This window comes from Methylotenera oryzisoli (genome assembly GCF_004661485.1).
GTDB lineage: Bacteria > Pseudomonadota > Gammaproteobacteria > Burkholderiales > Methylophilaceae > Methylotenera > Methylotenera oryzisoli.
The window spans coordinates 1-24,952 of the sequence record NZ_PQVH01000009.1 but is presented as its reverse complement, the minus strand read 5'-3'; the positions used below and the strand labels follow the sequence as shown (position 1 = coordinate 24,952).

28 protein-coding genes and 1 tRNA gene are annotated in these 24,952 nt (G+C 43.0%); 12 read left to right on the top strand and 17 right to left on the bottom strand.

The window, feature by feature from the left end; translation table 11 throughout:
* Nucleotides 1-22 precede the first annotated feature (22 nt).
* On the top strand, nt 23-622 hold the full coding sequence (locus C3Y98_RS07560) for a lytic transglycosylase domain-containing protein (RefSeq protein WP_135278005.1): 600 nt from the start codon (nt 23-25) through the stop codon (nt 620-622).
* 125 nt (nt 623-747) lie between these two features.
* Here C3Y98_RS07560 and C3Y98_RS07555 read toward each other — a convergent pair whose 3' ends face one another.
* Nucleotides 748-1,617 carry a hypothetical protein gene (locus C3Y98_RS07555; RefSeq protein WP_135277834.1) on the bottom strand — a complete coding sequence of 290 codons (870 nt, stop codon included), beginning with the start codon at nt 1,615-1,617 and terminating at the stop codon, nt 748-750.
* Nucleotides 1,618-1,711: 94 nt separating this feature from the next.
* On the bottom strand, nt 1,712-2,746 hold the full coding sequence (queA, locus tag C3Y98_RS07550; protein WP_135277832.1) for a tRNA preQ1(34) S-adenosylmethionine ribosyltransferase-isomerase QueA: 1,035 nt from the start codon (nt 2,744-2,746) through the stop codon (nt 1,712-1,714).
* A 62-nt stretch (nt 2,747-2,808) separates the two neighbouring features.
* On the opposite strand from queA, the gene C3Y98_RS07545 reads away from it, so the two are divergent.
* From C3Y98_RS07545 to C3Y98_RS12770, 3 genes are all read left to right on the top strand, one after another.
* A tRNA-Leu gene (locus tag C3Y98_RS07545) sits at nt 2,809-2,893 on the top strand.
* Nucleotides 2,894-3,198: 305 nt separating this feature from the next.
* Nucleotides 3,199-3,270: a pyrroloquinoline quinone precursor peptide PqqA gene (gene pqqA / locus C3Y98_RS12910; protein ID WP_012777389.1), complete on the top strand. Its 72-nt coding sequence runs from the start codon at nt 3,199-3,201 to the stop codon at nt 3,268-3,270.
* Between the two features lie 187 nt (nt 3,271-3,457).
* The gene (locus C3Y98_RS12770; protein ID WP_167759920.1) at nt 3,458-3,604 is read left to right on the top strand and encodes a hypothetical protein; all 147 of its coding nucleotides are present in this window, start codon (nt 3,458-3,460) and stop codon (nt 3,602-3,604) included.
* 98 nt (nt 3,605-3,702) lie between these two features.
* Here the strand turns inward: C3Y98_RS12770 and C3Y98_RS07535 are convergent, their stop codons facing one another.
* From C3Y98_RS07535 to C3Y98_RS07510, 6 genes are all read right to left on the bottom strand, one after another.
* Nucleotides 3,703-4,011, bottom strand: a complete 309-nt coding sequence (locus C3Y98_RS07535) for a thioredoxin family protein (RefSeq protein WP_135277830.1) — start codon at nt 4,009-4,011, stop codon at nt 3,703-3,705.
* A 157-nt stretch (nt 4,012-4,168) separates the two neighbouring features.
* Complete coding sequence (locus C3Y98_RS07530) at nt 4,169-4,786, bottom strand: LexA family protein (protein ID WP_135277828.1); 618 nt, start codon at nt 4,784-4,786, stop codon at nt 4,169-4,171.
* A gap of 144 nt (nt 4,787-4,930) precedes the next feature.
* On the bottom strand, nt 4,931-5,263 hold the full coding sequence (locus C3Y98_RS07525) for a DUF4144 family protein (protein ID WP_135277826.1): 333 nt from the start codon (nt 5,261-5,263) through the stop codon (nt 4,931-4,933).
* Between the two features lie 33 nt (nt 5,264-5,296).
* Complete coding sequence (locus tag C3Y98_RS07520) at nt 5,297-5,863, bottom strand: putative antibiotic biosynthesis monooxygenase (RefSeq protein ID WP_135277824.1); 567 nt, start codon at nt 5,861-5,863, stop codon at nt 5,297-5,299.
* A gap of 76 nt (nt 5,864-5,939) precedes the next feature.
* Entirely contained in the window at nt 5,940-6,566 is a 627-nt protein-coding gene (gene ycaC / locus C3Y98_RS07515; RefSeq protein ID WP_135277822.1) for an isochorismate family cysteine hydrolase YcaC, read from the bottom strand.
* Between the two features lie 48 nt (nt 6,567-6,614).
* Nucleotides 6,615-7,478 (bottom strand): pirin family protein, encoded by an 864-nt coding sequence (locus C3Y98_RS07510; RefSeq protein ID WP_135277820.1) that lies wholly within the window; start codon nt 7,476-7,478, stop codon nt 6,615-6,617.
* 113 nt (nt 7,479-7,591) lie between these two features.
* On the opposite strand from C3Y98_RS07510, the gene C3Y98_RS07505 reads away from it, so the two are divergent.
* Nucleotides 7,592-8,491 carry a LysR family transcriptional regulator gene (locus C3Y98_RS07505; protein ID WP_135277818.1) on the top strand — a complete coding sequence of 300 codons (900 nt, stop codon included), beginning with the start codon at nt 7,592-7,594 and terminating at the stop codon, nt 8,489-8,491.
* Here C3Y98_RS07505 and C3Y98_RS07500 read toward each other — a convergent pair.
* Nucleotides 8,488-9,282, bottom strand: coding sequence for a sigma factor-like helix-turn-helix DNA-binding protein (locus C3Y98_RS07500; RefSeq protein ID WP_135277816.1), 795 nt, complete (start codon nt 9,280-9,282; stop codon nt 8,488-8,490). The genes C3Y98_RS07505 and C3Y98_RS07500 overlap by 4 nt on opposite strands.
* Before the next feature lie 247 nt (nt 9,283-9,529).
* Between C3Y98_RS07500 and C3Y98_RS07495 the strand changes: the two genes are divergently transcribed.
* The 3 genes from C3Y98_RS07495 to C3Y98_RS07485 are packed head-to-tail and all read left to right on the top strand — an operon-like array spanning nt 9,530 to nt 12,497.
* Nucleotides 9,530-9,976, top strand: coding sequence for a cupin domain-containing protein (locus C3Y98_RS07495; RefSeq protein WP_135277814.1), 447 nt, complete (start codon nt 9,530-9,532; stop codon nt 9,974-9,976).
* Between the two features lie 53 nt (nt 9,977-10,029).
* The gene (locus tag C3Y98_RS07490) at nt 10,030-11,553 is read left to right on the top strand and encodes a hypothetical protein (protein ID WP_209308769.1); all 1,524 of its coding nucleotides are present in this window, start codon (nt 10,030-10,032) and stop codon (nt 11,551-11,553) included.
* A 44-nt stretch (nt 11,554-11,597) separates the two neighbouring features.
* The gene (locus tag C3Y98_RS07485; RefSeq protein WP_135277812.1) at nt 11,598-12,497 is read left to right on the top strand and encodes a TorF family putative porin; all 900 of its coding nucleotides are present in this window, start codon (nt 11,598-11,600) and stop codon (nt 12,495-12,497) included.
* A gap of 260 nt (nt 12,498-12,757) precedes the next feature.
* Here C3Y98_RS07485 and C3Y98_RS07480 read toward each other — a convergent pair whose 3' ends face one another.
* Genes C3Y98_RS07480 through C3Y98_RS07470 form a run of 3 tightly spaced genes read right to left on the bottom strand, consistent with a single transcriptional unit; the run spans nt 12,758 to nt 15,511 of the window.
* Nucleotides 12,758-14,062 (bottom strand): sensor domain-containing diguanylate cyclase, encoded by a 1,305-nt coding sequence (locus C3Y98_RS07480; RefSeq protein WP_135277810.1) that lies wholly within the window; start codon nt 14,060-14,062, stop codon nt 12,758-12,760.
* Nucleotides 14,063-14,114: 52 nt separating this feature from the next.
* A complete protein-coding gene (locus tag C3Y98_RS07475) occupies nt 14,115-14,882 on the bottom strand; it encodes an EAL domain-containing protein (RefSeq protein WP_135277808.1) in 768 nt (255 codons plus the stop codon).
* A gap of 41 nt (nt 14,883-14,923) precedes the next feature.
* A complete protein-coding gene (locus C3Y98_RS07470; RefSeq protein ID WP_135277806.1) occupies nt 14,924-15,511 on the bottom strand; it encodes a BLUF domain-containing protein in 588 nt (195 codons plus the stop codon).
* A gap of 389 nt (nt 15,512-15,900) precedes the next feature.
* Between C3Y98_RS07470 and C3Y98_RS07465 the strand changes: the two genes are divergently transcribed.
* Nucleotides 15,901-16,422, top strand: a complete 522-nt coding sequence (locus tag C3Y98_RS07465) for an SRPBCC family protein (protein WP_135277804.1) — start codon at nt 15,901-15,903, stop codon at nt 16,420-16,422.
* A 353-nt stretch (nt 16,423-16,775) separates the two neighbouring features.
* On the top strand, nt 16,776-17,990 hold the full coding sequence (locus C3Y98_RS07460) for an MFS transporter (protein ID WP_135277802.1): 1,215 nt from the start codon (nt 16,776-16,778) through the stop codon (nt 17,988-17,990).
* Between the two features lie 112 nt (nt 17,991-18,102).
* Here C3Y98_RS07460 and C3Y98_RS07455 read toward each other — a convergent pair whose 3' ends face one another.
* The gene (locus C3Y98_RS07455; RefSeq protein WP_135277800.1) at nt 18,103-18,900 is read right to left on the bottom strand and encodes an SDR family NAD(P)-dependent oxidoreductase; all 798 of its coding nucleotides are present in this window, start codon (nt 18,898-18,900) and stop codon (nt 18,103-18,105) included.
* Between the two features lie 136 nt (nt 18,901-19,036).
* Between C3Y98_RS07455 and C3Y98_RS07450 the strand changes: the two genes are divergently transcribed.
* Entirely contained in the window at nt 19,037-19,660 is a 624-nt protein-coding gene (locus C3Y98_RS07450; protein WP_135277798.1) for a TetR/AcrR family transcriptional regulator, read from the top strand.
* Between the two features lie 303 nt (nt 19,661-19,963).
* Here the strand turns inward: C3Y98_RS07450 and C3Y98_RS07445 are convergent, their stop codons facing one another.
* Together C3Y98_RS07445 and C3Y98_RS07440 are read right to left on the bottom strand one after the other, a co-directional pair.
* A complete protein-coding gene (locus C3Y98_RS07445; protein WP_135277796.1) occupies nt 19,964-20,287 on the bottom strand; it encodes a nucleoside triphosphate pyrophosphohydrolase family protein in 324 nt (107 codons plus the stop codon).
* A gap of 31 nt (nt 20,288-20,318) precedes the next feature.
* On the bottom strand, nt 20,319-22,523 hold the full coding sequence (locus tag C3Y98_RS07440) for an OsmC domain/YcaO domain-containing protein (protein WP_135278003.1): 2,205 nt from the start codon (nt 22,521-22,523) through the stop codon (nt 20,319-20,321).
* Nucleotides 22,524-23,535: 1,012 nt separating this feature from the next.
* Here C3Y98_RS07440 and C3Y98_RS07435 point away from each other — a divergent pair.
* On the top strand, nt 23,536-23,745 hold the full coding sequence (locus C3Y98_RS07435; RefSeq protein WP_135277794.1) for an MbcA/ParS/Xre antitoxin family protein: 210 nt from the start codon (nt 23,536-23,538) through the stop codon (nt 23,743-23,745).
* A gap of 274 nt (nt 23,746-24,019) precedes the next feature.
* On the opposite strand, the gene C3Y98_RS12940 is transcribed toward C3Y98_RS07435, so the two are convergent.
* Together C3Y98_RS12940 and C3Y98_RS07425 are read right to left on the bottom strand one after the other, a co-directional pair.
* Nucleotides 24,020-24,424 (bottom strand): GFA family protein, encoded by a 405-nt coding sequence (locus C3Y98_RS12940; RefSeq protein WP_135277792.1) that lies wholly within the window; start codon nt 24,422-24,424, stop codon nt 24,020-24,022.
* Between the two features lie 123 nt (nt 24,425-24,547).
* Nucleotides 24,548-24,904: a hypothetical protein gene (locus tag C3Y98_RS07425; RefSeq protein ID WP_135277790.1), complete on the bottom strand. Its 357-nt coding sequence runs from the start codon at nt 24,902-24,904 to the stop codon at nt 24,548-24,550.
* Nucleotides 24,905-24,952 lie beyond the last annotated feature (48 nt).

Genomic DNA, 24,952 nt, shown 5'->3' with positions numbered 1-24,952 from the left:
AAAACTACGAATTAGCTTGCTGATGTTGTTAGGTGCTCTAGTGCCTCACATGAGTTACGCTGGCTCGCAGATCGAAGAGCCGCTTTCTAATAGCGTGAAAGCACTGATGCAGCGTAGTGTAAGTGACCGCGCTGTCCCTACGCTGACCTTTGCTACTAAAGAAGAAGGCCAAGCCTGGTTGAGTGAAATGTCGCAGCGTCTGCAAAAGCGCATGCCAGACCAACAGTATCGAGAAGACTTCTTGCGCACAGTGCATTATGAAGCCAGCCGCGCGGGTTTAGACCCGCAAATGGTATTGGGCCTGATTCAAGTGGAGAGTGGTTTTAAAAAATATGCAGTTTCCTCGGTCGGTGCACGTGGTTTTATGCAAGTGATGCCATTTTGGGTGCGTAGCATAGGTGCTAACGACCATAACTTGTTTTTGCTGCGTACTAACCTACGTTATGGCTGCACAATTTTAAGGCACTATGTAGATATTGAACGCGGGGATTTATACCGAGCTTTGGGGCGTTACAATGGTAGTTTGGGTAAGCCTGAGTATCCAAATTTAATCCTTGGTGCTTGGCGTAAAAACTGGGATTACACGCCTAACCGCTGGTCAGTGACACCCAAAAATATTTAAGTTAACAGCGCTTATAAATATTTAACTGGTACTGCCACTAATTAACCAGCAGTGATTAATTAAAAAACCGCCTTCAGGCGGTTTTTTAATGGGTATTTGCTAGGCTTTGTTGCAAATATTACCTATTATTTTTGTATTTTAAAGCCATAGTAGGTGCCAAACTCACCTTCTGGCTCATGGAACAAAAATAACATTTGGTTGGCGTAACCCAAACCGGTGTAGTGGTTGTTAGCACGTAATTTGAGTGTTTTAGGTAGTGCGGATTTACCTACGAATTTACCTGTAATATCAAACATTAATACAGTTTTATGGTCTACATCGAGCAAAGCAAACTCTTCCCCTTTTACTGCAGTGTAAGCAATAAATGAGTCACTCACGTCATCATGTGCGGCACCGGCTTTGTCCAGCTCTAATGTGATCACCCCAGTTTTTTCTCTGCTGTTTGGGTCCACAATAAAGACATTGTTACCATGCGCTTGTTTTGCATAGTAGCGTTTATGCTCAGCATCGTAGCTTGGGATGGTGGCTGAATCACCAAAAGCAGGGTTGAATTGTGAAATCTCATCAGATGAGTCTTTCAGGTCACCAGCCTCGGTTAAATGAATCGAGAAGATGCCCGAGTTAGGCGCAAAGCCTAAATCACTGGAGATGTTGTAGGTAATGGTTTCCAGTTGGTGCGTGTTGCTGTTGTAATAAATTGAGCGGTTATCGTAGCCTGGGCGTGAAGAGTTTACATATTTGCCATCTTCGTCATAAGCATGGATCTGTGATTTTGAATAAGGCGCTTCTGTTTCGCTGCCCATAGGCGCTAAGCCGCCATCTGCAATGTAATAGCGCTTAAAACCCGGGATATGCGCTACGGTAAATGGGCGCGTGGTTGGCTTTTTTACCATCGGAATTTTAATGCCAACTTCTGCCTCAGGTAAGATCTCCGCATTAGCGGTGGATGCTAGCGTGATTAGGGCAATCGGAATGAGTAGGGTGAGTGCGCGCATTTTTTCTCTATTTCTTCAAACGGTTAAGTGTCAATTAGTCCAAGTGATGCTGGTTTTTGTTCAATATAGTTCAAGCAATCATGCTTATGTTTTTTTATGCTGCTTGTAGTTTCTCTATCAGCATGGCATCGCCATAACTAAAGAAACGATACTCTCCCTCTACAGCATGAGCATAAGCCTTCCTGATGTTGTCGGTGCCTGCAAATGCAGAGACTAGCATGAGTAAGGTGCTTTTAGGTAGATGAAAGTTGGTCAGCAGGCGGTCAACCACGTTAAAGCGGTACCCTGGTGTAATGAAAATATCGGTGTCGCCTTCGCCTGCGGCCAATTTTCCACTTCTTGCGGCGCTCTCCAAGGCGCGCATTGCGGTGGTGCCAATTGCAGTGACGATGCCACCATTCGCTTTGGTTGTTTCAATGAGTGCCACTGTCTCTTGAGGTACATGAAATAACTCGCTGTGCATTTTATGGTCTGCCACGTTATCTACCCGCACAGGCTGGAACGTACCAGCGCCTACGTGCAGCGTTACGTAAGCGATATTCACACCTTTTGCCTGAAGCTGCTCTAGAATCTCGGTGCTAAAGTGTAAACCTGCGGTAGGCGCAGCCACGGCCCCCAAGTGTTTTGCGTATACGGTTTGATAGCGCTCCTCATCATGGTCTGTGGCGCCGTGGGTAATATAAGGTGGTAAAGGCAATGCACCATGTTGCTCAAGTAATTCAAACACTGAATCTTCGCTTAAAAAATGCAGCTCGAATAAATCGTCGTGGCGAGCAGTGACTTCCACATCAAATGCTTCGCTAAGCGTGATGCGGCTACCAACTTTAGGCGCACGCGATGCACGTACATGTGCATAGGCAGTATTTTGATTAATCACCCGTTCAATCAATACTTCAACACTGCCGCCAGAGTGTTTATTTCCGAACAGGCGAGCCTTAATCACGCGGGTGTCATTAAAAATGAGTAAATCGCCGGCCTTGAAGAAATCAGGAAAGTCTAAAAACTGTTTATCCGTTAATTCACTGCTTGCGCTATTGAGGTATAACATGCGGCTGGCAGTGCGTTCTGAGGAGGGATGTTGTGCAATTAATGAAGAAGGTAAATAAAAATCGAAATCTTGGGTTTTCATATGGCTCATAGCTTGCTATAATAGCGAAATCGCAATTATACAGGAATGTATAATTCCAAGAGGCCCAGGTGGCGGAATTGGTAGACGCACGGGACTCAAAATCCCGCGCCGCGAGGCGTGCCGGTTCGATTCCGGCCCTGGGCACCAAAACATTAAAAAGACCTCTCGTAAGAGAGGTCTTTTTTTATCTTAAAATTTGATATGTGCCGTATCTGCGCATCGTAACTCGTTGTTGATTTACAATTAACTCGTTGATTATTATATGATTAGCTTGTTTTTTTACGTTGGTGCATCGTAAGCATAGGCAGTTTTCTATATAGTTTTAGTTGTTCATGATTTTACGTAGCTGTTATTCATGAACAGTGACAGTGTTATTTCTCTGCACTGGTGCATAATGGAACCATTCGAACAAGACAGATCGTCAGTTCAAACAAACACTTAGGAGAATAATTATGTGGACAACACCAGCAGCTACTGAAATGCGTTTTGGCTTTGAAGTTACTATGTACGTTATGAACAAATAATTATTGTTTGCACTTAATTATTTTAGTACTAGCAGTATTTGCAATAGATTGAGGGAGCTTAGGCTCCCTTTGTCATTTATATGACATAATACTTGCCTATAGTTACCCACTATATAAAGCAAGTTATTGAAGTTACCTACTTCACTTGTAATAAACAGGAAACCAAAAGTTTCTTAAGGAGATTTAAATGTACACATACCAACAATATGATGATGTCGCGCTCGATGTAGTGCTAGATGCCGACCAAGTCATACGCTTTATCTTCACTGCAGTGTTTGTCGTTGCGGTGTTTGTCGTTCCCACTGCTGTCGCCATACAGTTCTTTATGGTTTAACCAAGTTTTGTTGCCTAAAGCCTTGATGGCTAAGTGCTTAAATGTGGTGCGTTCTGGTTTGCTATCCGTTGTCCGGAATGCAAGTTGGTGCGTGCGTGTTATTTAAGCTTAGCTAAGGCTGCGGTAATGGATGTTTTACTGAGTGGACGCACTAGTCGTTCAATTTCTACACCGTCTTGTAACAATATGAGTGTCGGCCAAAGCTTCACCGCGTAAGTTCGGCCCAAGCGCTGACCTTTGCCATCTTCAATCTTAATATGGTGGATATTCGGGTAAGCGTTGATGGCTGCCCCGATGTTTGCTTGAGCTGCTTGGCAATGGCCGCACCACGTTGCGCCAAACTCCACCAAGGTCGCACCTGCGCGCTGGTCGAGAAATTCACGATTAATAGGAGTATTGGGGTGCATGCTGTCTAATAATGCCTCTAAATAAATAAGGTGATTGAAAGCAGTGACTTAATCACGCTGTGCCCATCCATCCCACAACTTTACCCACAGAAATTGTGGAGTAATCAAAGCAAGGTAATCGTCAGTTGGTTTTACTGGGTTATGTTTGGTCGTTGCTTTATTTAAAGCGCCGGAAAGAGCCTGTTACCACCCCCCAAACCTCGAAGTTCATTTCCTCTGTGATATTAATAGGCGCATAGTCCGCAGATGAGTTTGCGGGAAGTAGGCGGATATTACCTTCTTTGGTGCGGCTTAATGTTTTGATGGTAAATTCACCGTCAATTACCGCTAAGACAATATCGCCGATAGAGGCAATTTTAGCGCGGTCAACCACGGCTTTATCGCCTGGTAATAAGCCTATGTCGACCATGGAGTAACCTTGAATCGTTACAAAAAATGTACTGTCTTTCTTATCAATCAAGAAGTCATTAGGGTCTAGCCTTTGTTCTAAATGGTCTTCAGCCGGGCTGGGTAATCCTGCGGATACTTTAGAGCTAAATAATGGCAATTTCATTGATTGCGTTACTAAGGCGGGTAATTCAAATTGTGTTACTACGTCTAAATCGGTCATCATTCTTTTTCGTTGGTAAGCAGCCAGGAAGTCTTTAATAACAGTTGCTTGGCTTGTGGGGATTCTAAGCACGGAGGTTTGTTCACGAAATTTCCCAGAACCAATCTTGCGGCCCGCACCCTCGCGCTTGCCACCTGCTTTATTGATTTTAGGTAAATCATTCATGTAATTAATGTTACGTTAATCAAAACAATAGTGCAACCAAACTTACCGTGCGATCAACTTTATAGTTCAATTAAATTTAACGACCAGATAAAGTTTTAAAAACAGGGTATTTGTCTTACCTAGTATGTTCACTGTGGTGCCGGATTAAAGGCAGTTAAACGCGTCTTCAATCGAATGCGCTGAAAATTTGGATACGCAGCATGCACCATGATTTGATAGATGCAGTTGAATCAATTGAATCACCTCATCAAGTTGCATGACATCGTTGGTGGTTGATAATGCGAGCCGCTCAGTTTTGTGGAGTTTGAACACATGGCCGAGCTTATCAATCAGCATATCCTGCACTTGGAAGTACATGTTGTTGAGGGCTGCATTGTTCTCAAAATCTGAGCTATTGGCTATGAATAGCAACTCATCATCTGCATACAGTTTAATGACAGCAGGGAAGTGCACTAGATTTATATTAGATGAATTCATGGCTGTTTATTGTATACAGATTGGCTCTGAGTGCTAGCTAAATAGCCATTTATGTACCAACTTAGTGTAGCGCGGCATGACTACATACACCATCATCAATACCACCAGAAACGTCGTGCTCAATACTTTTAACTCATGACCCAGGGGAATGTGGGCGCTAGTTGCTAGCCAATCGATAACTGCAGACATCGCTAACACTAATGGGAAAATTGCTGACCAGGTCATTAGCAATTGCTTCCACTTTGTTGGTAGCTTGGCTTTCGCCTCTTCTGGCGTGAACCAAAAATCCAGACCACTACGCACAAAAAATTTATCATCTTCTACCAGGTACGGCTGTACTTTTTTAATCAGATTTTTTCTATCGCCTGACTTCATCCATGTCAGCAGGTTTTTGCGCGTATCAAAACGAATAATTATCGTATAGGTGACTGTGGCTCCAGCTACAGGATGTACGATGCTAACACCTAAGTGTCCAGGGTAACTTTTAGAAACTGGAATAATCTCGTTTAACCACGCTTCATAATCGAGCTTAACGTCATCTCTTACATGGTGCGAAATGACAACGGTAGCAGTTTGTTCGGTGTCTAATGTGAAAGTCATGCTTATTATCCCTGGTAAATGTTATCCCCAAGATTCAAAGTAGCGTCCTGGGGATATTTATAATTATTTATTGCAGTTATTTACTACCGCTTTGCGCGTTAAAAGAAGTAATCAGATTACGGTAATCCGGGATATGGTTAGATAACAAAGTTGCCAAACCTTCCACATCATTACGCCAGTCACGATGTAACTCACAAGCCACACCGAACCATGTCATAAATTGCGCACCAGCTGCTGCCATGCGTTGCCATGCCGCATCACGTGTCATTTCATTAAACGTACCGGAAGCATCCGCCACCACAAACACCTCAAACCCCTCTTCAATCGCAGCCAATGCCGGGAACGCCACGCATACCTCAGTCACCACACCAGCAATAATCAATTGCTTCTTACCTGTGGCTTTAATCGCTTTCACAAAATCTTCGTTATCCCACGCATTGATTTGACCTGGACGTGGAATGAATGGTGCATCTGGGAACATCGCTTTCAACTCTGGCATCAACGGACCGTTCGGGCCATTCTCAAAGCTCGTGGTTAAGATGGTTGGTAACTTAAAGTACTTAGCAGCATCTGCTAGTGCCAACACATTGTTCTTAAAGCGGTCTGGCTCAATATCACGCACTAAAGATAACAGGCCTGCTTGGTGATCTACTAGTAACACTACTGCGTTATCGCGGTCTAGACGTACGTATGGTTTGTTCATGGTATTACTCCTCAATAAATAATTTGAAATTAAAGTTTTGTATTGTTTTTATGCCGCTACTGCAAAGCGACCATTGTTGTAGTCATCAACAGCCTGATTGATTTCCTCCCAGGTGTTCATGACAAAAGGGCCATGGCCAACCACTGGTTCATTCAGCGGTGCCCCGTTTAATAACAGCAGCACTGTGTCTTGCTGTGCTTCCAACACCAGTTCTGTGCCTTCACGCTGCATGACCGCAAGCTCAGATGGCTGGATAGTGTGTACATCCCCAGTCCCTATCGCACCATGCAATACGAATAAGGCAGTGGTATGACCTTCTGGCAAGTTAAATGTCGTTGTACTGCCGGCATTCAATCTGATATCCCATACATTCATGCTACTGAAGGTATGCGCTGGTCCTTTTTGCCCTGCGAACTCACCTGCAATTACGCGCACTTTGCCTGCGTCACCAGCCAGTTTAATTTCTGGTATTTGTGCGCTGGTAATGCCTTGATAGCCAGGGCTGGTCATCTTATGTTTAGCTGGCAGGTTGACCCAGAGTTGTATCATTTCGAAAGGTCCGCCAGTGTGGGCATAGTCATCACCGTGATATTCCTCATGGATAATGCCGGAACCGGCGGTCATCCATTGCACATCACCTGCGCCGATAGTGCCACCTGCATTGGTTGAGTCATGGTGTGACACTTGACCGTCGTAGACGATGGTGACTGTTTCGAAACCGCGGTGTGGATGCTTGCCTACACCACGGCGTTGCTCTGTTGGCTCAAAATTAGTTGGGCCTGCGTAATCCATCAGTAGGAACGGTGACATTTCTTCATAGATGTCGCGGTAAGAAAAAATGCTTTGCACAGGGAAGCCATCACCTACCCAGTGATTACCGTTGCTGCGTTTAATAAAAGCTAGTTTTTTCATGATGTTTTTCCTTGATTTTTGTACTGCGTTACGATGATTACCACTATAAACACATGACAAATCAAACACTAGATGGTTAAATGTGAAATTACTTTTCATTTAAATGAACAATTATGGATTTCAACGAATCAGCGGTGTTTGTAAAGGTTGTACAGGCTGGCAGTTTTAGTGCGGCAGCTAGGCAGGTTGGGCTGCCTACCTCAACCGTAAGTACCAGAATATCCAGATTAGAAAAGCGGCTTGGTATTACGCTGTTGCAACGTACTACCAGAAGGCTAAGCCTGACTGAAGCTGGCACTGTTTATTATCATCATGCCTCGCAGGGGCTGAGCTATTTGCTGGAGGCAGAAGCTGCCGTCGACGAGGCGCGCAAGCAACCTCAAGGCAAACTGAAAGTGACAGCACCTGCTGACCTTGGTGATAGTCTGCTAGCTAACCTGATACAGCGTACACAGCGAGAATTTCCTGAATTGGAGGTGGAGTTGCTACTGACCGACCGCTATATAGATCTCGTGGCGGAGGGGGTCGATGTTGCAATTCGTACAGGTGACTTACGCGACTCCAGCCTGATTGCAAAATCATTAGGTACGATACATTGGGAGCTATTTGCCAGTCATGAGTATTTAAAAAAAGCAGCGCCATTAGAGGAGCCACAAGACATACATGCACACCATTGCTTGCAGTTTACTCCCATGGGGCGCGATGCCTGGACCTTGAGGAGTGAGTACAGCAGCATGACCATTCCATTACAGGCACGCACCATGGCAAACAGTATTGGCGTCGTTAAATCGATGACAGAAAATGGGCAGGGCATAGCACTATTGCCTGCTTTTATCTGCAAACAAGGAGTGAATAGGGGGGATTTATTAAGGGTTCTCCCTGACTGGCAAGGTAAAGCTGACCCCGTTCATCTGGTGTACCCAAAGCAGCGCTTTATGCCGCCTAAGCTACGTGCATTTTTAGATCTGGCACAAGCAGAACTAAGACCACAGTTTCTGAGTGAGCTAGCCTAAAGCCAGATTGAGCATTTGGTAATTAACTCTGCTTGATTTGCTGCATTTAGCGTATCTCGGGCGCTTCTGAGTTGGTTCTCAATGGTGCGCACAGACTTACCTAATTCATTTGCAATTTGTTTATAGCTCATGCCTTTTGCTGCAAGTTTGATTGCAATTAGCTCGGACTCAGTAGGTTTTTTGACGAGCTGGTATTTTTTAGGGTCGTGCCAAAAATGGCTAATGCCTAGTAAAGGTCCTAAAAAAGTTTCGCAGAATTCTGCGACAAATTCGATTTCAGTTTGTGTCCAAAAATGAGGCTCATGCGTAAAATCAATACACGCCATGCCGAGCGGGCTTCTATCCCACACTAATCTTTGAAATAAAATAGACTTGCTCTGAATCGACTCGAATTTTTTCCTGGAATCGAGTAGCAGCGGGCTCGAGGTTACATTGTCACAAGCAACTGGCAGGCGCTGATGCCAGGTTTTCTGGAACACTCTGTCTTGGTTGGAATACACTGTTCCAGTGCAGTTCAGCGGACTTGAGCTTGCGTTGTAATAAATAAAAGCAGGCCTGTAAATACTGTCTTGTGGCCTGACAAAGCCAATATCTGCACGGCACGCTTCGAGTTTTTTGACGATAAATTCCAACGCCACCGACATCATTTCATCCGGGCTTTCAATCACCAAAATCAAGTGCGCAACACAGTTAAGCGTATCTTGCGGAAAGGCGCCTCTGTTAGCATCAATGAAGTGCTGTTTCAATAACCGCTTAGATGGCGGCTCATCTTTATAATTGAACAAGTTCAATCACTTACGCCTTAAAGAACTCTAGTTAGCAGTAGACTGCCTATTTATATCTTACTCCTAATTTTTAATGATTAGACAAACTATTAAACAATATTGATTCACAGTTTTATTACAAAAATATTTAGTTTTTTTGATTTTTATAGGGGTTTTTTGTCATGTTTGTACACTCTATTAACAAATAAGATATCTCCAATGAAAGAGCGATCTTTCTTAATTGAAACATTAATTTTTAATATTGGAGATGGACATGAAAAAGTCATATTTATTAAGTGGTTTGATAGCAACTTTAGCTGTTTCTTATGGTGCTGCATTAATGGCGCACGGCGTAGAGGTACCTGCGGGCAGCAAAAAAATGGAATATTTTAAAAATGCCTCACGCATGAAAATTAAATCCATGGACATTAAAGGCACCAATGCCTACTTGCAGGATATCGTTGCCTCTAGCGACCCGAAAGCACCGATTGCATGCGGTTTATTTAAGATTGAAAAAGGAAATTCATTAACTTACACATACGGTTACGATGAGGCTAAAATCATTATCAAAGGTGAAATGACGGTAAATGATGGTACCACCAAAGTTAAAGCGGTACCTGGTGATGTGTTGTTCTTCCCTAAAGGTTCAACCATCACTTTTAGCACAGAAAGCTCAGGTTTAGGATTTATCTGTGGTCAACGTGAAATTGACGGCGCTTAATATTCAATAGTTAATTAATTTCAGTTGAACCAGAAAGCTCCAAGGAGAGCGAAATGAAAAAACTATCAACTTATGCAATGCCATTGTTTGCATCCCTCTACATTGCATCATTTGGCACCCAGGCAGATGAAAGTATTAATCTTACCGATCTGACACAGGGCGACCCGTTCTTTTATACTAGTGATCAGAACATTAAAGATGACGATGCGCAAAAGGCTTTACTAGGAACGGGTCGCCCGAACAAGACCCATTCTCAGATTCCGCATCTGCCGTTTTATACAGGGTATATGAGTACCAACTATACCTATCGCTTTGTGACGGTGGCGGAGCAAGTGCTGACGATGATCGGTGAAGGTAAGCATGGTCTGTGGCGTGTGCAAGAAAACGGTACAGTCCGTGAGTACCTTAAAAAAGGTGCGAGCGGATTACCCGCAACTGCCGATTTAGCTGCTAAAGAAAACTTAGCAAAAATCGAAAGTGACTACAGCGCTTATTTGCCGGAGGAAAGCTGGTCTGGCTATAAATACCCGGATGAGAAACTGGGTAAAGATGGCCAGCTAAACTTTATTGATTTACCTATCAGCCATCCTAAATATAAAGGTAAGTACGCAAAGCACGAGCCTATTGAACTGCCTAACTTTTATTGCACCATGTCTGAAAACGACTATCCATATGCCAAACAGGCGATGAATTTTGCGTTTAACCAACCGGGGGCTAACAAAATTGGCCCGCTTGGTAAACGCGCAGGCTTGGACGTAAAAGAAAACTACACCAATGTGCTTAGGTTAAATCAATTATCGGATGCGCGCTCCTGGATTAATGTTGGGAAAAAAGGACAGGACAATCTCCATGTGAAGTGGGAGGCTGTTGATGCCAATAAAACCAATGTTGAATACTACTTGGTGGAGCGCCCGTTCTTTAATAAGCCTTATCTTTTTGTGACAGCGGTATATGACAATAAAGATAATAATGATTTACGTTATGTGCGACCTGATGGCCCTTATTACGACAGTATAAAAAATGAGGGCTTAAAGTTAAAAACCACGGTGACAGCACAACCTAGGTTCCACTTGGAGAATGGCGAAATCGGGCAGCCAGTTGGCCTGCCTATCTATGGTGTACATCACCCAAACCGCGCAGCATTTGGTGGCGGTGGTGCTTGCCCATTCAAAGGCGGCGATTGGGGGCGTTACCCTAAAACTAGCGGTGGCTCAGGCTGGCCGACCCAGTATGAAGAAGTGACCCCACTTTGCGATGCAGTATTAGTAGACATTAAGTTTTATAGCAATCTTGATGGCAGAGATTGGAATGATGCGAACAAATATATGGCAAATGCTGGTGTAGGTAAAAATACCGTTACTTACAAAATGCAGCCTGGTGAATATGGCGCATTTGATGACCCATACAACACAACGCGTGGCACCAAAAATGCTGAAGCGCGAAATGTACCTGAGCAAGTAACTATCACTTACCCGGCCGTACAGTCTGCTGTTACTTATGTTGACCCACCCAAACTGGACCTAGCTAACCGCATGGTTCCTACAAAAGGCACCACCTGCCGACCTGTACAGCAATAACTATAAAAAAGCTGTAAGGCCACATCACAACTTAGGAGAGAATAATGTACACACGTATATTAAAAACCGTGAGCTTGCTCATGGTGAGTATGGTTTTATCTGTAAATGCCTTAGCTGCAGGCGGAGATAGACCAAAAGATGAAACTGGACCTGTAGAAACAGGCCCTGTAAAAGCTGCAAAAGAGTCCAACGCATTTGATGATTTTTTAGATGATGAAACACTATTGGGCGGCAAATTCACCACTTGGGTTGAGTTTGCTTCCGATTATGTGTTTCGTGGGGAGTCTGAAACCAATGACGGCAAAATCCCTTCGTTAAAAGCCGCGATCACCTGGTCACATCCTAGTGGTTTTTATTTAGGGTATTACGGAGCAAATAACTTATTCCCCGGCAATGATGCAGCCCATAATAATCCACATATCAATGCGCTGTGGGGCCCCTATGCTGGCTACAGCGTTAAGGATATTGCGGGTAGCGGCATTAACTACAATGGTATGTTTTTTCAATACATCTACCCCGGCTCCAGAGATTCAAATTATCTTGAGATGTTTAACTACCTAGATACGCAAATTGGTAACTTGAATCTTAAGTTTGAATACTCACCGACGATTACTGACTGGTTTGGCGTTAAAGGGCTACAGTCTCACAATGTTGCCATTCTGCCAAGCTATGCACTGCCACATAAGTTTGTAGTCTCTGGCGGTGTAGGGTATCAGTTCTTTAATAACCATGGCCCTAACTTGGATGCAAACGGCAATGGCAAAGAGGAGCTAAATTGGGTGCACTGGAATATCGGTGTTAGCCGTAAGATGTTTGGTTATAACGTAGACTTGCGTTATCACGATACCAATATCAAAGAGGGGCATCATGATTTTTATGGGTTTTCTTCCAACCATCAGATTGTAGATTCACGCTACGTATTTTCACTATCCAGAAGCTTTTAACTGTCAAAACACCCTGCCCACTTGATGGTTGGGCAGGTGCTCTCATGTATAAAACAGTGGGTTATAGTTTGTACCAAATATAAAAACACCCAATATGGCGAAGTCGTCATCACTTAAACCAACACCATAATGTATGGTGTTACTCTGTATTGTAATATTAAGTCATTGGTTAACTGTTAAACGTTACGCACACTGCCAGTTATCTATTTTGGTGCGCACAAAGTTGGGCAAAGAGGTGCTGCAGAATGATAGGCTAGCCTCTAGAATAGTATCGGCTGCTTGGCACATTTAACACAATTTCTACCCTCCAGTTTAGCTTTGTATAAAGCTTTGTCTGCACGGTTAAGCAGGCTTGCGGTGCTTTCTCCTGTTAGCATTTGGGCGACGCCAAAGGATGCTGTTACAAAACCTACAGTACTTTCATTATTTAGCTCAAAACTTTTTCTGATTCGCTCTGCAAAGTTTAAAGTAGCCTTAAGGGTTGAGTTCGATACGACAATTAAAAACTCCTCACCACCCCAGCGAATAACACTATCTGTGGCTCTCGCTTCACTTTTTAACAATTGGCTGCAAGACTTTAGTGCCTGATCGCCGATAACGTGTCCGAAAGTGTCATTTATTTTTTTAAAGTTATCAATATCCAGCATAATCAAGCAAAGCATATTGTTAGCCGGTTGTGTCATATCATCATACTGCTTGAGCAATTGCTCACCAGCTCGTCTGTTGAGCAGGCCAGTCAAAGCATCTGTGGATGCCATATCTTTTAGCTCAAGCTCCTGTTTCAGTCTGTCAGTAGAGTCTTTGCTGAAGCTTACATAATGCGTGACTTTTCCAGCGTCGTCCTGAATGTTGGCCATACTTTGATCGACATGAAATTTTGATCCATCTTTACGTAAATTAGGCGCATGCGATTGGAAGTGTAGGTTAGATAGTCGTGACTCTATATTGTCAGGCGCAGTCTCTGGTTTGCTACCCCATAAAAAGGATGGCTCTTTTCCGAGTACTTCATCTTGCTTATAGCCGGTTAATTGTTCAAAACCGATGTTCACAAATATAATTCTATTTTGTATATCCGTAATCATGACGCAATCTGGTGTGTCATTGAGGGCTTTGGCAAGCAGACTGCGTTTTTGCTGAACTGCGATTAAAGTGGTGACGTTTCTTTGTACAGAAATGAAATTTTGTATGACGCCAGATTGATCCTTAATTGGCGATATAGACCACTCTACATTGTAAGGGGCGCCATTTTTATTGTAATTAATTGCAGAGCCTTCAAAAAACGTTCCACTTTGTATGCATAACCGCATTTCTTCTATCACTCGTTGATCAGTGAGTGGGCCTTGCAGAATTTTAGGAGACTTGCCAATGAGTTCACATAAGGTATAGCCGGTCATTTTTTCAAATGAAGGATTAGCATAAATGATGCGGGGGCCGTCACCTTTGGTGTTAGCATCGGTAATCACGACAGAGTTGTACGACTGATCCAGCGCCACCTGAAAAAGTAGCGTTTTGGTTTCTACTGGCATTGCCAAGCCTAGATGCGCATTGCTGTTTAAATCAGTCATACCTGTTTAAATCAAAAGCAAGGCAATATCGTGTTAATGAATATAGAGACTATCATAACCATGCCTCTTCTCTAATTGAAGGCAACGATTCAAAACCGGGTCTGGCAAAATGATAGCCCTGAAATAAATCCACCCCTTGTTCAAACAAGGTTTTACATTCCTCTTCACACTCAATGCCTTCGGCAATGATTTTGATCGATAACTCTCTACATACCGTAATAATGCCAAACACTAAAGACCTGCGAACTCGGTCATTGTGGATATTTCTTGTTAACGACATATCCAATTTGATGACATCAGGCTGCCAATCAGCGAGAAGGTTCAGCCCCGCGTAACCTGCGCCAAAATCATCGATAGCCGTCGTGAAGTTTTGTTTTTTATATTCAATAAAGATATTTTTTAGATGATTATGGTCTTTAACTTTTTCTCCTTCGGTGACCTCAAACATAATGCGGTCAGTGGGGAAGTCTAATTCTGCGGCAGCTTCAAGGGTTGCCCTAATACAGGTTTCTGGGCGATAGACTGCATTAGGCAGAAAGTTGATACTCAGCATTCCTTGCAGGTTTAGTTTCTTTGCTAGATCCAGCGCCTTCACGCGAATTGCCTGATCGAATTTATATCGGTTGCTGTCATTGAGCTGTGAAAGTACAGACTCTGCACCTTCACCATTGATGCCTCTCACTAACGCTTCATACCCAAAGATAGTTTTATCGCGCACATTCACTATTGGTTGAAAAGCCATGGTGAACTGGATCCCTAGTTTTTCTGGGTCTCGACATTCTTTGCAGCCAACAGGCTCAAATGGTTTAATTTCCATCATTAAATTTTATCCCCTATGCTAACTATATAATTTTTATATTTTTAAATTGTGCCACGAACAGTCATCAGTGCTACCACAGAGAAAGCAAATGCACTTATAGAAAAGAATAAAGCTAACATGATTAGCTTTTTATAACCATTTAGTTGCGATGTCGCCGGTTGGGTCACACTTGTGGTGTCTGACTCTAGCGCTATGGTCGGATCGTATGCGTCAATTAACAGCCCCAAGACTTTCTCTGTCATTGCTGGAACAAATGCGTAAGGATCAAAAGTCTGGTATCCATTCTCTTTCAGGAATTTACCCATTTTTTCATCAAGAGGCGCATATTTCATCGCCCAATCCGGAAAAGACAGTTTTGAAATAGGCTTTCTGGAAATCAACTTAAGGTCTTTATGACGAGGGTCTTTTTCGATTTTGGCAAAAAGCGTATTAATTGCGTCCTCATCGCCTTCCAGACATTGAAAGAATGCACCGTCGCCAAAATACATTACACCAACTAAGCCATTTTTACGGTTATTAATTCTAGATTTCGCCAGAATTCTCACCACGCTTGGTTCTATCTTATTTACTTTATCTGCACTTTCAAAAGTTGAACGGCTGATATAGATAATCTGAACAAGTTTTCCCATATTACCCTTTGTAATATTTTGATTCGTAACGGTTTAAATAGTAGCTGTGATTAAATTTACATTTAGTTGACAATTGAATTGACGACTTGTTCTGTCATTTCACAAATTGGTTAAAAATCGTGGCTTAAACACAAGGCTCAGGATTGGATTGCCAGCAAATCTATATGCATGTAATTGGCTGATTTAATAAGTAATTTATACTCGTAAAAGCTGCATTTTATATCCACTGCTGATACTCACAATCAGGCGGTTTTTTTATACACATGAAAAGTATATACAGATCTGTATAAAAATGGTGAACTTTAGTGAAAATTAATGCTCATATCAGCAAGTAGTTAAGCTACTTTTAAAGTTAAACCAGTGAACGATTATTAATTTAGGGGTTAAAAATGAAATTAAGTCTTGTTGTGTCGTCTTTAATACTTGGTATGTCTTTCAATACTTTTGCTGCGGATGCAAAAAAGCTTACCGTCACTGAAAGTGTAACAATTAACGCACCAGCAGCTAAAGTTTGGGAGAAAGTACATAACTTTAATGATCTGGGCGCTTGGCACCCTGCCGTTGCTAAAACAGAAATTACTTCAGGAGCAAACAATAAAAAAGGAGCTGTGCGCCAATTAACACTGCAAGACGGTGGGAAGATCAATGAAAAATTATTGGCGTTTAGCGATAAGCATATGACCTTTAAGTATGCCATTATTGATGGTGTTTTACCGGTAAGTAATTATGTGTCCAGCGTTATCGTGAAAGCAGACGGTGCTGACAAATCAATCGTAGTATGGCGTGGTGACTTTAAGCGTAAAGATTTGAATACTAATCCTGCAAAAGATCAAGATGATGAAACCGCAACTAAAACTATTACTGGCGTATATCGTGGTGGTTTAGATAATCTAAAGAAAATCAGTGAGTGATAATCCAGTTAATAACGATAGACTGCTTTGGTTAAATGCATCTTTCATGATGTTAGCATGTAACGGTTAGTCGCTATTTTATGTGTTGGGATTAAAAGAAAGGCCTGCTTCTTATTAGAAGCAGGCCTTTGTAGTTTTTGGCAGCCAAAATCAGGTTGGGTTTAGCAAGCATAGTAGTGAAATAAAGCGTAATGGCAGGTAGGTGAGCTGGCTGAATTATCGTTTGCATGTCGTAATGAACATTCAGCAAGTTCTATGAAGATCGCTATGCACCATAATCTTTATCACAGACCTCAATCAATGAAAGCGGAGAGCTGATGTAAACTCTCATTTATTAAACTCATGATATTTTTATGACCGCACAACGTACATTCTGGACACTAGTAATATCAGCTGCCGCAATTCTGGCTGTTACGATGGGGATACGACAGTCATTAGGGCTGTTTTTATCACCATTAAACACCGCTACTGGCTTGGGTATTGTGACGGTAAGTTTTGCAATGGCCGTCGCCCAGTTTACATGGGGTCTGGCGCAGCCACTCTTTGGTATGCTCGCCGATAAAGTTGGCTCTTATAAAGTTATCGTATTAGGCACTTTACTGCTGGCTATGGGCTTGGTGCTGACGCCATTCATGCGTTCCGGTTTCGGTTTGATGTTCGCAATCGGCATCCTGACCGCTGCGGGTGCAGGTGCCGGAAGCTTCTCGATTTTGATTGGTGCCGCAGCGCAGCGATTGCCAGCAGAAGGCCGCTCTAAGGCCGCCGGATTTATCAACGCCGGTGGCTCATTCGGACAATTTATATTTGCGCCCTTTACGCAGGCTTTAATTAGTTCATTTAACTGGGTTATCGCTATATTTGTGTTGGCAGCTACATCGCTGACCACCATTCTATTAGCGCTGCCGCTACGCGAAAAAAAAGATATCACGGATAAACGTGTAGCCGCACAGGCCGATGGGATGGGCTTGAAACAGCAACTGCAGATTGCTTTTAAAGATGTGAGTTACCTCTGCTTGAATGTAGGGTTCTTCACCTGCGGCTTTCACATTGCTTTTTTGGTGACACATCTGCCTGGTGAGGTAAGTCTATGCGGCTTGCCAGCATCGGTGGGGGCTGTGTCACTTGCCATTATTGGCTTATCAAACGTAGCCGGTAGCATTGCCGCTGGCTTACTAGGGCAAGTTAAGCGTATGAAAATGATACTGTTCTGGATGTATGCTTCACGTGCTCTAGCCATCGCTATCTACCTGATTGCACCTAAAACAGAACTCACCTTTTATATTTTTGCAGCCATACTAGGGTTCACCTGGTTGGCGACGGTGCCTCCTACCGCTGGATTAATTGGAAAGTTATTCGGCCCGCGCTATCTCGCTACGTTGTTTGGATTTGCGCTACTTAGCCACCAGATTGGCGGTTTTTTTGGAGCATGGTTGGGGGGAGTCACATTCGTGCAAAGCGGTAGTTACGCATGGATGTGGTACGCAGATATTGCACTTGCTGTCATTGCTGCGTTGGTAAATCTACCCATTCGTGAGGCGCATCCAAAGTTGTCGATGACCTCAGCTTAGTGCTTAAGTGTTTGCTAAGTCATGGCCTTTCATTTTGAGAAAGTCCGTCAATCGGGTTGATTTAATGAATACAGCACAGTTGATGTAATCAACTGTGCTGCAAAGTGCATATCTAAGCTTGGTAGCGACTAGCTGCTTGAGTGTGTGATAAGTTTGGCCCAAGTGCTTTGCGGGCATTATCTAATGCATACCATTCTTCGATGTTGGGTAGTGATGGGATGGTAATCACTTCGCCTAAATCAAATCCTGCCAGTGCTGCATCCACTAAATTTTCTGGGCTCATCACTATTTGAGCAGGTAGATTATTCACTGGTAATCCACTTTTATCCCAGAATGGGGTATCAATCGCACCGGGTAATACGGCTTGTACTTTGATGCCTTTATCTGCAAGCTCATGGTGCATTGATTGTGTGAAGTTAACGACGTACGACTTAGAGCCGCTGTACGCGCCATTTAAAAGCTCTGGAGCAAGTGCAACGATAGAGGCAATATTGATAATTGCACCATGCGCATTTGCAATCAACCCCGGCACAATTGCGGCAGAAAGTCTTGTCAGTGCGATGACATTTAATGCAATCATCGTCTCAATATCATCCATGTTGGATTCCGCAAGTTTAGTTACTGCACCCAGCCCTGCATTGTTGACCAGCAGCGTAATGCTTTTGTCAGCCTTTAACAGATTTTCTATCTGTGCTAATTCTGATTTTATTGTCAGATCAGCAGGTACGACAGTGACATTGACCTTGTAATCAGACTTTATTTTACTAGCAACGGTATTTAACTTGTTCTCATCACGAGATACCAAAATCAGATCATATCCTCGCTTAGCAAGTCTATCTGCATACACTGCACCCATGCCAGTTGATGCCCCAGTAATTAATGCTTTACCTTGATTTACTATTGAACTCATCACAACCTCACTTATTAAAAACGAATAAAATTTATATTTAAATACCAATCGGTAAATAAATATAAAACAGCGCCACTTGCTTTGTCAACACTTTTTTGTAACAATTGGTATGTTATTTAATTTATGAAATTTAGCGATGTCTATTAATGTTAAAAAATTACGTGGTCGGCCTAGAGTTTTTGATATGGATGAAGCGCTTGATAAGGCTTTAGCCATTTTCTGGGAAAGAGGCTATGAAGGCGCCTCACTGGCTGAGCTAACTGAGACGCTAGGGATAAATAAACCTAGCTTATATGCCGCGTTTGGTAACAAAGAAGAGTTATTCAAGAAATCGTTATCAAGATATACGTCAGGTCCAGTAGCCTTTGTGCGAGACGTGATTAATGAACCGACAGCCTACAAGGTCGCTGAGCGTTTTTTATTGAATGCCGCAGAATTCCTTACTGCCAAAGATCATCCTAAAGGTTGCATGATCGTTCAGGCAGCATTATCCAGTGGAGAAAGCGCTGATATGGTGAAGGATTTATTGATTCAATATAGATATGCTTACGAGCATCAATTAGTGCTACGTTTTGAAAAAGCCAAAATCGATGGCGATTTACCTGATGATGCAAAGCCTAAATCGCTAGCTAAGTATTTGGCTACATTACATCAGGGCATGTCAGTACAAGCAACCAGTGGTACCAGCAAAGATGAGCTTTTAGAAATTGCTGAATTAGCGCTTGAAAATTGGCAGAATAAAAATAAATTGAGTAAATAATTAAGCACAGAATTGCAAAGCCTAACTAACAACCAAATTAGCTATCGTTAAAATTTAAGTTGAGCACACAGCACGCTGCTTTAACAGTTTTCGGTAGTGGTGGCAGCGCTTTCGATTAAGATCCGCGTCGCTCCCAATGTTATAAATACTGATCAGTCGTTTTTCATTGGGGTAAGGCTTGTCTAGCAGCAATGCCTTGATTGGTGTCTAATGTTTGAATTAAGGGGCCTGCTTTAACAGGTTCCGCTTGAATGATAGGTTAGGAATAATTTTGATTCGCATGGCTTTTGATAAACATAAAAACTATTTAGTATTACTCAACTTATCTTCTGTATTCTTTAGAAACGTTTCCACTACCTCGCAAATGTCAATGTTCATTCGCTGTGATAGAACGATTAACCACCAGACACTTTCTCCAAGCTTGTGTTTGAGTTGCGATAAGTCTTCGTCTCCAGATGGCCAACGTCCCTGCTGTGACATAGTGAGACGACCGACCAAGCTAGCATCAGTTAGAAAAGCTAGTGCATCTTCTTGAATAGTCCATTCGCTCCCATGATGCTTTTTCTCCAACAGATGGTATTTTTCTCGAATTTTCAGCGCGAGTTCAGCTATTTCATTTAATTGCATATTTTCATTTCCGTGTGTATTTAATAATAGCCTAACTGGTTGTAGTAGCCATATTAGCGCGCGCTGTATGCAATTTTCTGTAGCTATCGATCAGGCGGTGGTGTCTGTCTAGCCCTTCTAATTTAAGACTGGTTGGCGTCAGGCCGTAGAATCGTACGCTGCCATCCGTTGAGCCTATAGCGGCATCCATTCTGGCATGACCAAACATCCTGCGGAAGTTAACCACGTAGTCATCCAACTCCAGGTCGTCATCTAGCAACACCTCCAGCACCACATTCAAGGCCTGATAAAACAATCCGCGCTCAACCGTGTTGTCGTTGTATTGTAGGAAGGCACCCACCAATTCATGCGCCTCCTCAAATTGCTGCAAGGCGAGATTAACGAGTAGCTTCAACTCCAGCACTGTGAGCTGGCCCCAGTCCGTATTCTCGTCAAATTGGATGCCGATTAAGGTGGCGATGTCGCCGTAATCATCCAGCTCGTTATTTTCTAAACGCTCAAGCAGTACTTCTAGGCTTGCATCGTCTAACTGATGTAGATTCAGAATATCCGCACGGAACAACAGCGCCTTATTGGTGTTGTCCCAGACCAAATCCTCTACCGGATACACTTCCGAATAGCCTGGCACCAAGATACGACAAGCCGTCGCGCCTAACTGGTCATAAACTGCCACGTAAGCTTCTTTGCCCATTTCTGCCAGAATGCCAAACAAGGTTGCAGCCTCATCAGTATTCGAGTTTTCACCTTGGCCAGAGAAATCCCACTCCACAAAGTCATAATCCGATTTTGCGCTGAAGAAGCGCCATGAAACAATGCCGCTGGAATCAATAAAATGTTCAACAAAGTTATTGGACTCGGTCACGGCTTCACTGGCAAAGGTGGGTTGCGGCAAGTCGTTCAGGCCTTCTAAACTGCGTCCCTGTAATAATTCCGTCAGGCTGCGTTCCAGCGCTATTTCTAAACAAGGGTGCGCACCGAACGAGGCAAACACACCGCCCGTGCGCGGGTTCATTAAAGTGACGCACATCACGGGGTAGATCCCACCCAGCGACGCATCTTTTACCAGCACCGGAAAGCCTTGCTCTTCCAAGCCTTGAATGCCAGCCATAATACTAGGGTATTTCGCCAGCACTTCCTGCGGGACATCAGGCAAGGCGATTTCACCTTCAAGAATTTCGCGTTTGACCGCCCGTTCAAAAATCTCCGATAAGCATTGCACCTGCGCTTCGGCTAGTGTATTACCGGCACTCATGCCGTTGCTGACATATAGGTTTTCAATCAGGTTGGATGGAAAGTAGACGATTTCGCCGTCCGACTGGCGCACATAGGGTAGCGAACAGATACCGCGCTCGGCATTGCCAGAGTTGGTGTCGACCAGATGCGAACCGCGCAGCTCGCCATCAGGGTTGTAAATTTCCAAGCAGTATTCATCCAGAATCTCTTTCGGCAGTGCATCTTTGCGGCCCGGCTTAAACCAGCGCTCGTTGGGATAATGTACAAATGCCGCGTTGGCGATATCTTCGCCCCAGTATGAACCAGCATAGAAATGGTTGTTGCTCAGTCGCTCGATATATTCACCCAATGCCGACGCTAAGGCGCTTTCCTTGGTGGCGCCTTTGCCATTGGTAAAACACATAGGCGAGTGCGCATCACGGATATGCAATGACCACACATTAGGAATGATATTGCGCCAAGAAGCGATTTCAATCTTAATGCCCAAGTTCGCCAGCAGCCCCGACATATTGGCGATGGTTTGTTCTAAAGGTAAGTCTTTGCCGGTAATGTAGGTGTGTGTATCAGTAGATGGATTCACCATCAGCAACGCCTGCGCATCTTCGTCCAGATTCGCGACTTCTTCAATCACAAACTCAGGGCCAGCTTGCACCACTTTTTTCACCGTACAACGGTCTATGGAGCGCAAAATCCCTTGGCGGTCTTTGTCAGAGATATCTGCTGGCAACTCAACTTGAATCTTGAAAATCTGCTGGTAACGGTTTTCCGGGTCAACAATATTGTTGTGCGAAAGGCGGATATTTTCGGTAGGGATATTACGCGTGCTGCAGTATAACTTCACAAAATAAGCTGCACATAAGGCTGATGAAGCCAAAAAATAATCAAAAGGCCCGGGAGCTGAGCCATCGCCTTTATAGCGAATAGGCTGATCAGCAATCACCGTGAAGTCATCGAACTTGGCTTCAAGACGTAGCTTATCGAGAAAGTTGACTTTAATTTCCATGGTGATATTTCCAAAATATAGTGCAAAAATGATGTGGGCGCTATTATCTCTCACAACGCGGATGCCGTGTAATACATCGATGCTTTTCACACACTAACGCATCAGAGATAAATGCCACAGAATCTTACTGAACCAATATGTTGCCGAGAGACGTAATTTCTACTAATTGTTCCAACTAATTATGACTGAACGGGAAGGGGTATTTTGTCATGGAGGGGAAATTTAAGAGTCGTAATCCCTCATGTTTCAAATTTTTATTTAGATCGGTTGCCACTGATTTCTGAATTTTCCTCAATTATTCTTGAAGCGATGAAATAGGCGTGACTAATTTAGCCCCAAAGCGGACCATCTTTGTTCAAAAATCTATTGCAAGCATAAACTTGGATAATTGATTTGAAAGCATAAAGCTGTCTTTGTGACAAAGTTATGCTGCCACTGACAAGAGTGTAGGAATTACCTTATTACTACTAATTTTGGAAACATAAATTTATATTTCTATGGCTGATTTTTTAATTACGTTGAACTTAGTAGAGTTGTTCTAATGAATCATAACTTAGGCCTAAGTTAATGATGGAATCATAAACTATTCAAGATTTAAAGCTATTGTATTAATTTCAATGTTCGCTTCGTTCTATGTAAACAAAATAAATATTTACATATTTTGATAAAATGTTATTGTCGTTATAAGGCTACGTTAAAGCGAGTGAAAAAACGTAGCGCCGTCTATGAAACTAGATGTCACCAGGAGTGGCTAGGTGTGAAAGCACTGAGAGAGTCTTGCATGCAATGGCCGCTTATGCGGTCATTGTTCTTTCTAGGCTTCAATTATTAGCTTCAACCACTTAAGGATTATCTAGTGAGCAACTAATTGATAGTTTTAAACTAATGCATTAACTAACTCTATCCTGAGACATAAACGCTATTAATATATGAAATCGGTTTCAGTTTTTAAAAATATAATTGAACAGTTTATTATGAGTTGTTTTATAGTTTATTTCTAAGGAGATTGGAGATGACAAAAAAGTCAGAGCTAGAACTTCGTATTGATGAATTGCAGATACTTGCTATTGAAACGTTTGGTACTAAAACTATGGCTGATGCATGGCTACATAAAGAAAATTTTGCCTTAGGTGCGACTCCAATATCAATGGCTGAGTCTGAATCTAGCCTAGAGGAAGTTAAGAAAGTTTTAAGCGCGATAAGTTATGGTGGGGTGGTTTAGCTACTAAAGGTGACAAAGCCAGATAATTTTCACGCTCATCACTGTCTCTTAAAGTAGGTCGAAACACTCGCGCTTGTCTGTTGCATGAGTACTCCAGTCAAAATGGCTGCTTGGAATTATTTCAAAGTAGACACTTAATAATTCTTGTTGAGAAACTAGTGAAAGATTACTTACAAACGTCCGCTATGCGGACAAAGCTGTCGTTTAACGTGAAAGTAGGCTGCTGAGTTTTTCGCAGAGGTCCGCTTGACTGCTAGTTTTGGCGTCATATTATCTATTCAATCGGTGGATAGCGATCGCACTTCGGCAATTCGTGCGCATGCCCCATCCAACTGATGCGCTCTGCAACTTGAATATGAATTCGCACTGGAACGGTATCTGGCTCATCGTATGTTGCGCTCTGAACGTCTATCAGTCCCGGTAGAACAGAAGCATTCGAGTAGAAAAGCCCTGTCCCGCAGTCTGGACAAAACTGCCGTCTGCTGTGTTCCGATGACTCGTAAGTCTTAGGTCCGCCCTTCGTAATCTTGATGGGCTCATGAGGATACATGGTCCATCCTACCATCGGGGCTCCGGAGTGCCGCCGACAGTCAGAGCAATGGCATAGTGCATGAGTCAGCGGCTCGCCTTCAACTTCGTGCCGAATGGCACCGCAATGACAACCACCAGTTAGTTTCATAATTTGCATCTCCTACATGTGTTGACATCTGAATGATGCCGCGAAATCTGACGTCCAACGTTTGAATTAAGGGGCGCCGTTAGGCGTCCCGCTTGAATGATGGGTTATGCATGACTATGGGCATTATTTTTTAATTTTTGACCAAGAACTTAAATATACAGCAATAAAGCAAACCGCAGCAGGCATTAGCCATACCAAACCAGTGCTATTTTTGAGACCAAGATCAGAAAATGTAAACTGATACTCTGAGCCATTACCTAATATCAGCATGGATATAGCAGTTAATGTGGGCAATGGGATTGCACCGTGACCTGCCAGCAAAAACGTTGGGCAAATGAGTGATGCTAACAAAGAGAACAGGATTTGGTAAAAATACTGAAAGCCTAAAAAGTAGGATGCATTCTTTCGTAAAAGAAATAAAGCTAATAAGCCTAAGATGACGTTTAGTGAAATAACTGAAAGAAAAGATGCGTAGCTCATATTTATTAAATGCTCGAATTATTATGAAGCCTAACGTTTGAAGTAAGG

Bases quoted from the DNA above. Each gene is read 5' to 3' on its own strand.
- C3Y98_RS07445 (WP_135277796.1), bottom strand. From the start codon at position 20,287: ATGCAATTAAATGAAATAGCTGAACTCGCGCTGAAAATTCGAGAAAAA.
- C3Y98_RS07495 (WP_135277814.1), top strand. From the start codon at position 9,530: ATGAAAAAGTCATATTTATTAAGTGGTTTGATAGCAACTTTAGCTGTT.
- C3Y98_RS12940 (WP_135277792.1), bottom strand. From the start codon at position 24,424: ATGAAACTAACTGGTGGTTGTCATTGCGGTGCCATTCGGCACGAAGTT.
- C3Y98_RS07505 (WP_135277818.1), top strand. From the start codon at position 7,592: ATGGATTTCAACGAATCAGCGGTGTTTGTAAAGGTTGTACAGGCTGGC.
- C3Y98_RS07510 (WP_135277820.1), bottom strand. From the start codon at position 7,478: ATGAAAAAACTAGCTTTTATTAAACGCAGCAACGGTAATCACTGGGTA.
- C3Y98_RS12770 (WP_167759920.1), top strand. From the start codon at position 3,458: ATGTACACATACCAACAATATGATGATGTCGCGCTCGATGTAGTGCTA.
- queA (WP_135277832.1), bottom strand. From the start codon at position 2,746: ATGAAAACCCAAGATTTCGATTTTTATTTACCTTCTTCATTAATTGCA.
- C3Y98_RS07520 (WP_135277824.1), bottom strand. From the start codon at position 5,863: ATGACTTTCACATTAGACACCGAACAAACTGCTACCGTTGTCATTTCG.
- C3Y98_RS07465 (WP_135277804.1), top strand. From the start codon at position 15,901: ATGAAATTAAGTCTTGTTGTGTCGTCTTTAATACTTGGTATGTCTTTC.
- C3Y98_RS07475 (WP_135277808.1), bottom strand. From the start codon at position 14,882: ATGATGGAAATTAAACCATTTGAGCCTGTTGGCTGCAAAGAATGTCGA.
- C3Y98_RS07535 (WP_135277830.1), bottom strand. From the start codon at position 4,011: ATGCACCCCAATACTCCTATTAATCGTGAATTTCTCGACCAGCGCGCA.
- C3Y98_RS07440 (WP_135278003.1), bottom strand. From the start codon at position 22,523: ATGGAAATTAAAGTCAACTTTCTCGATAAGCTACGTCTTGAAGCCAAG.
- C3Y98_RS07450 (WP_135277798.1), top strand. From the start codon at position 19,037: ATGTCTATTAATGTTAAAAAATTACGTGGTCGGCCTAGAGTTTTTGAT.
- C3Y98_RS07560 (WP_135278005.1), top strand. From the start codon at position 23: ATGTTGTTAGGTGCTCTAGTGCCTCACATGAGTTACGCTGGCTCGCAG.
- C3Y98_RS07490 (WP_209308769.1), top strand. From the start codon at position 10,030: ATGAAAAAACTATCAACTTATGCAATGCCATTGTTTGCATCCCTCTAC.
- ycaC (WP_135277822.1), bottom strand. From the start codon at position 6,566: ATGAACAAACCATACGTACGTCTAGACCGCGATAACGCAGTAGTGTTA.
- C3Y98_RS07525 (WP_135277826.1), bottom strand. From the start codon at position 5,263: ATGAATTCATCTAATATAAATCTAGTGCACTTCCCTGCTGTCATTAAA.
- C3Y98_RS07425 (WP_135277790.1), bottom strand. From the start codon at position 24,904: ATGAGCTACGCATCTTTTCTTTCAGTTATTTCACTAAACGTCATCTTA.
- C3Y98_RS07435 (WP_135277794.1), top strand. From the start codon at position 23,536: ATGACAAAAAAGTCAGAGCTAGAACTTCGTATTGATGAATTGCAGATA.
- C3Y98_RS07555 (WP_135277834.1), bottom strand. From the start codon at position 1,617: ATGCGCGCACTCACCCTACTCATTCCGATTGCCCTAATCACGCTAGCA.
- C3Y98_RS07485 (WP_135277812.1), top strand. From the start codon at position 11,598: ATGTACACACGTATATTAAAAACCGTGAGCTTGCTCATGGTGAGTATG.
- C3Y98_RS07470 (WP_135277806.1), bottom strand. From the start codon at position 15,511: ATGGGAAAACTTGTTCAGATTATCTATATCAGCCGTTCAACTTTTGAA.
- C3Y98_RS07530 (WP_135277828.1), bottom strand. From the start codon at position 4,786: ATGAATGATTTACCTAAAATCAATAAAGCAGGTGGCAAGCGCGAGGGT.
- C3Y98_RS07460 (WP_135277802.1), top strand. From the start codon at position 16,776: ATGACCGCACAACGTACATTCTGGACACTAGTAATATCAGCTGCCGCA.
- C3Y98_RS07480 (WP_135277810.1), bottom strand. From the start codon at position 14,062: ATGACTGATTTAAACAGCAATGCGCATCTAGGCTTGGCAATGCCAGTA.
- C3Y98_RS07455 (WP_135277800.1), bottom strand. From the start codon at position 18,900: ATGAGTTCAATAGTAAATCAAGGTAAAGCATTAATTACTGGGGCATCA.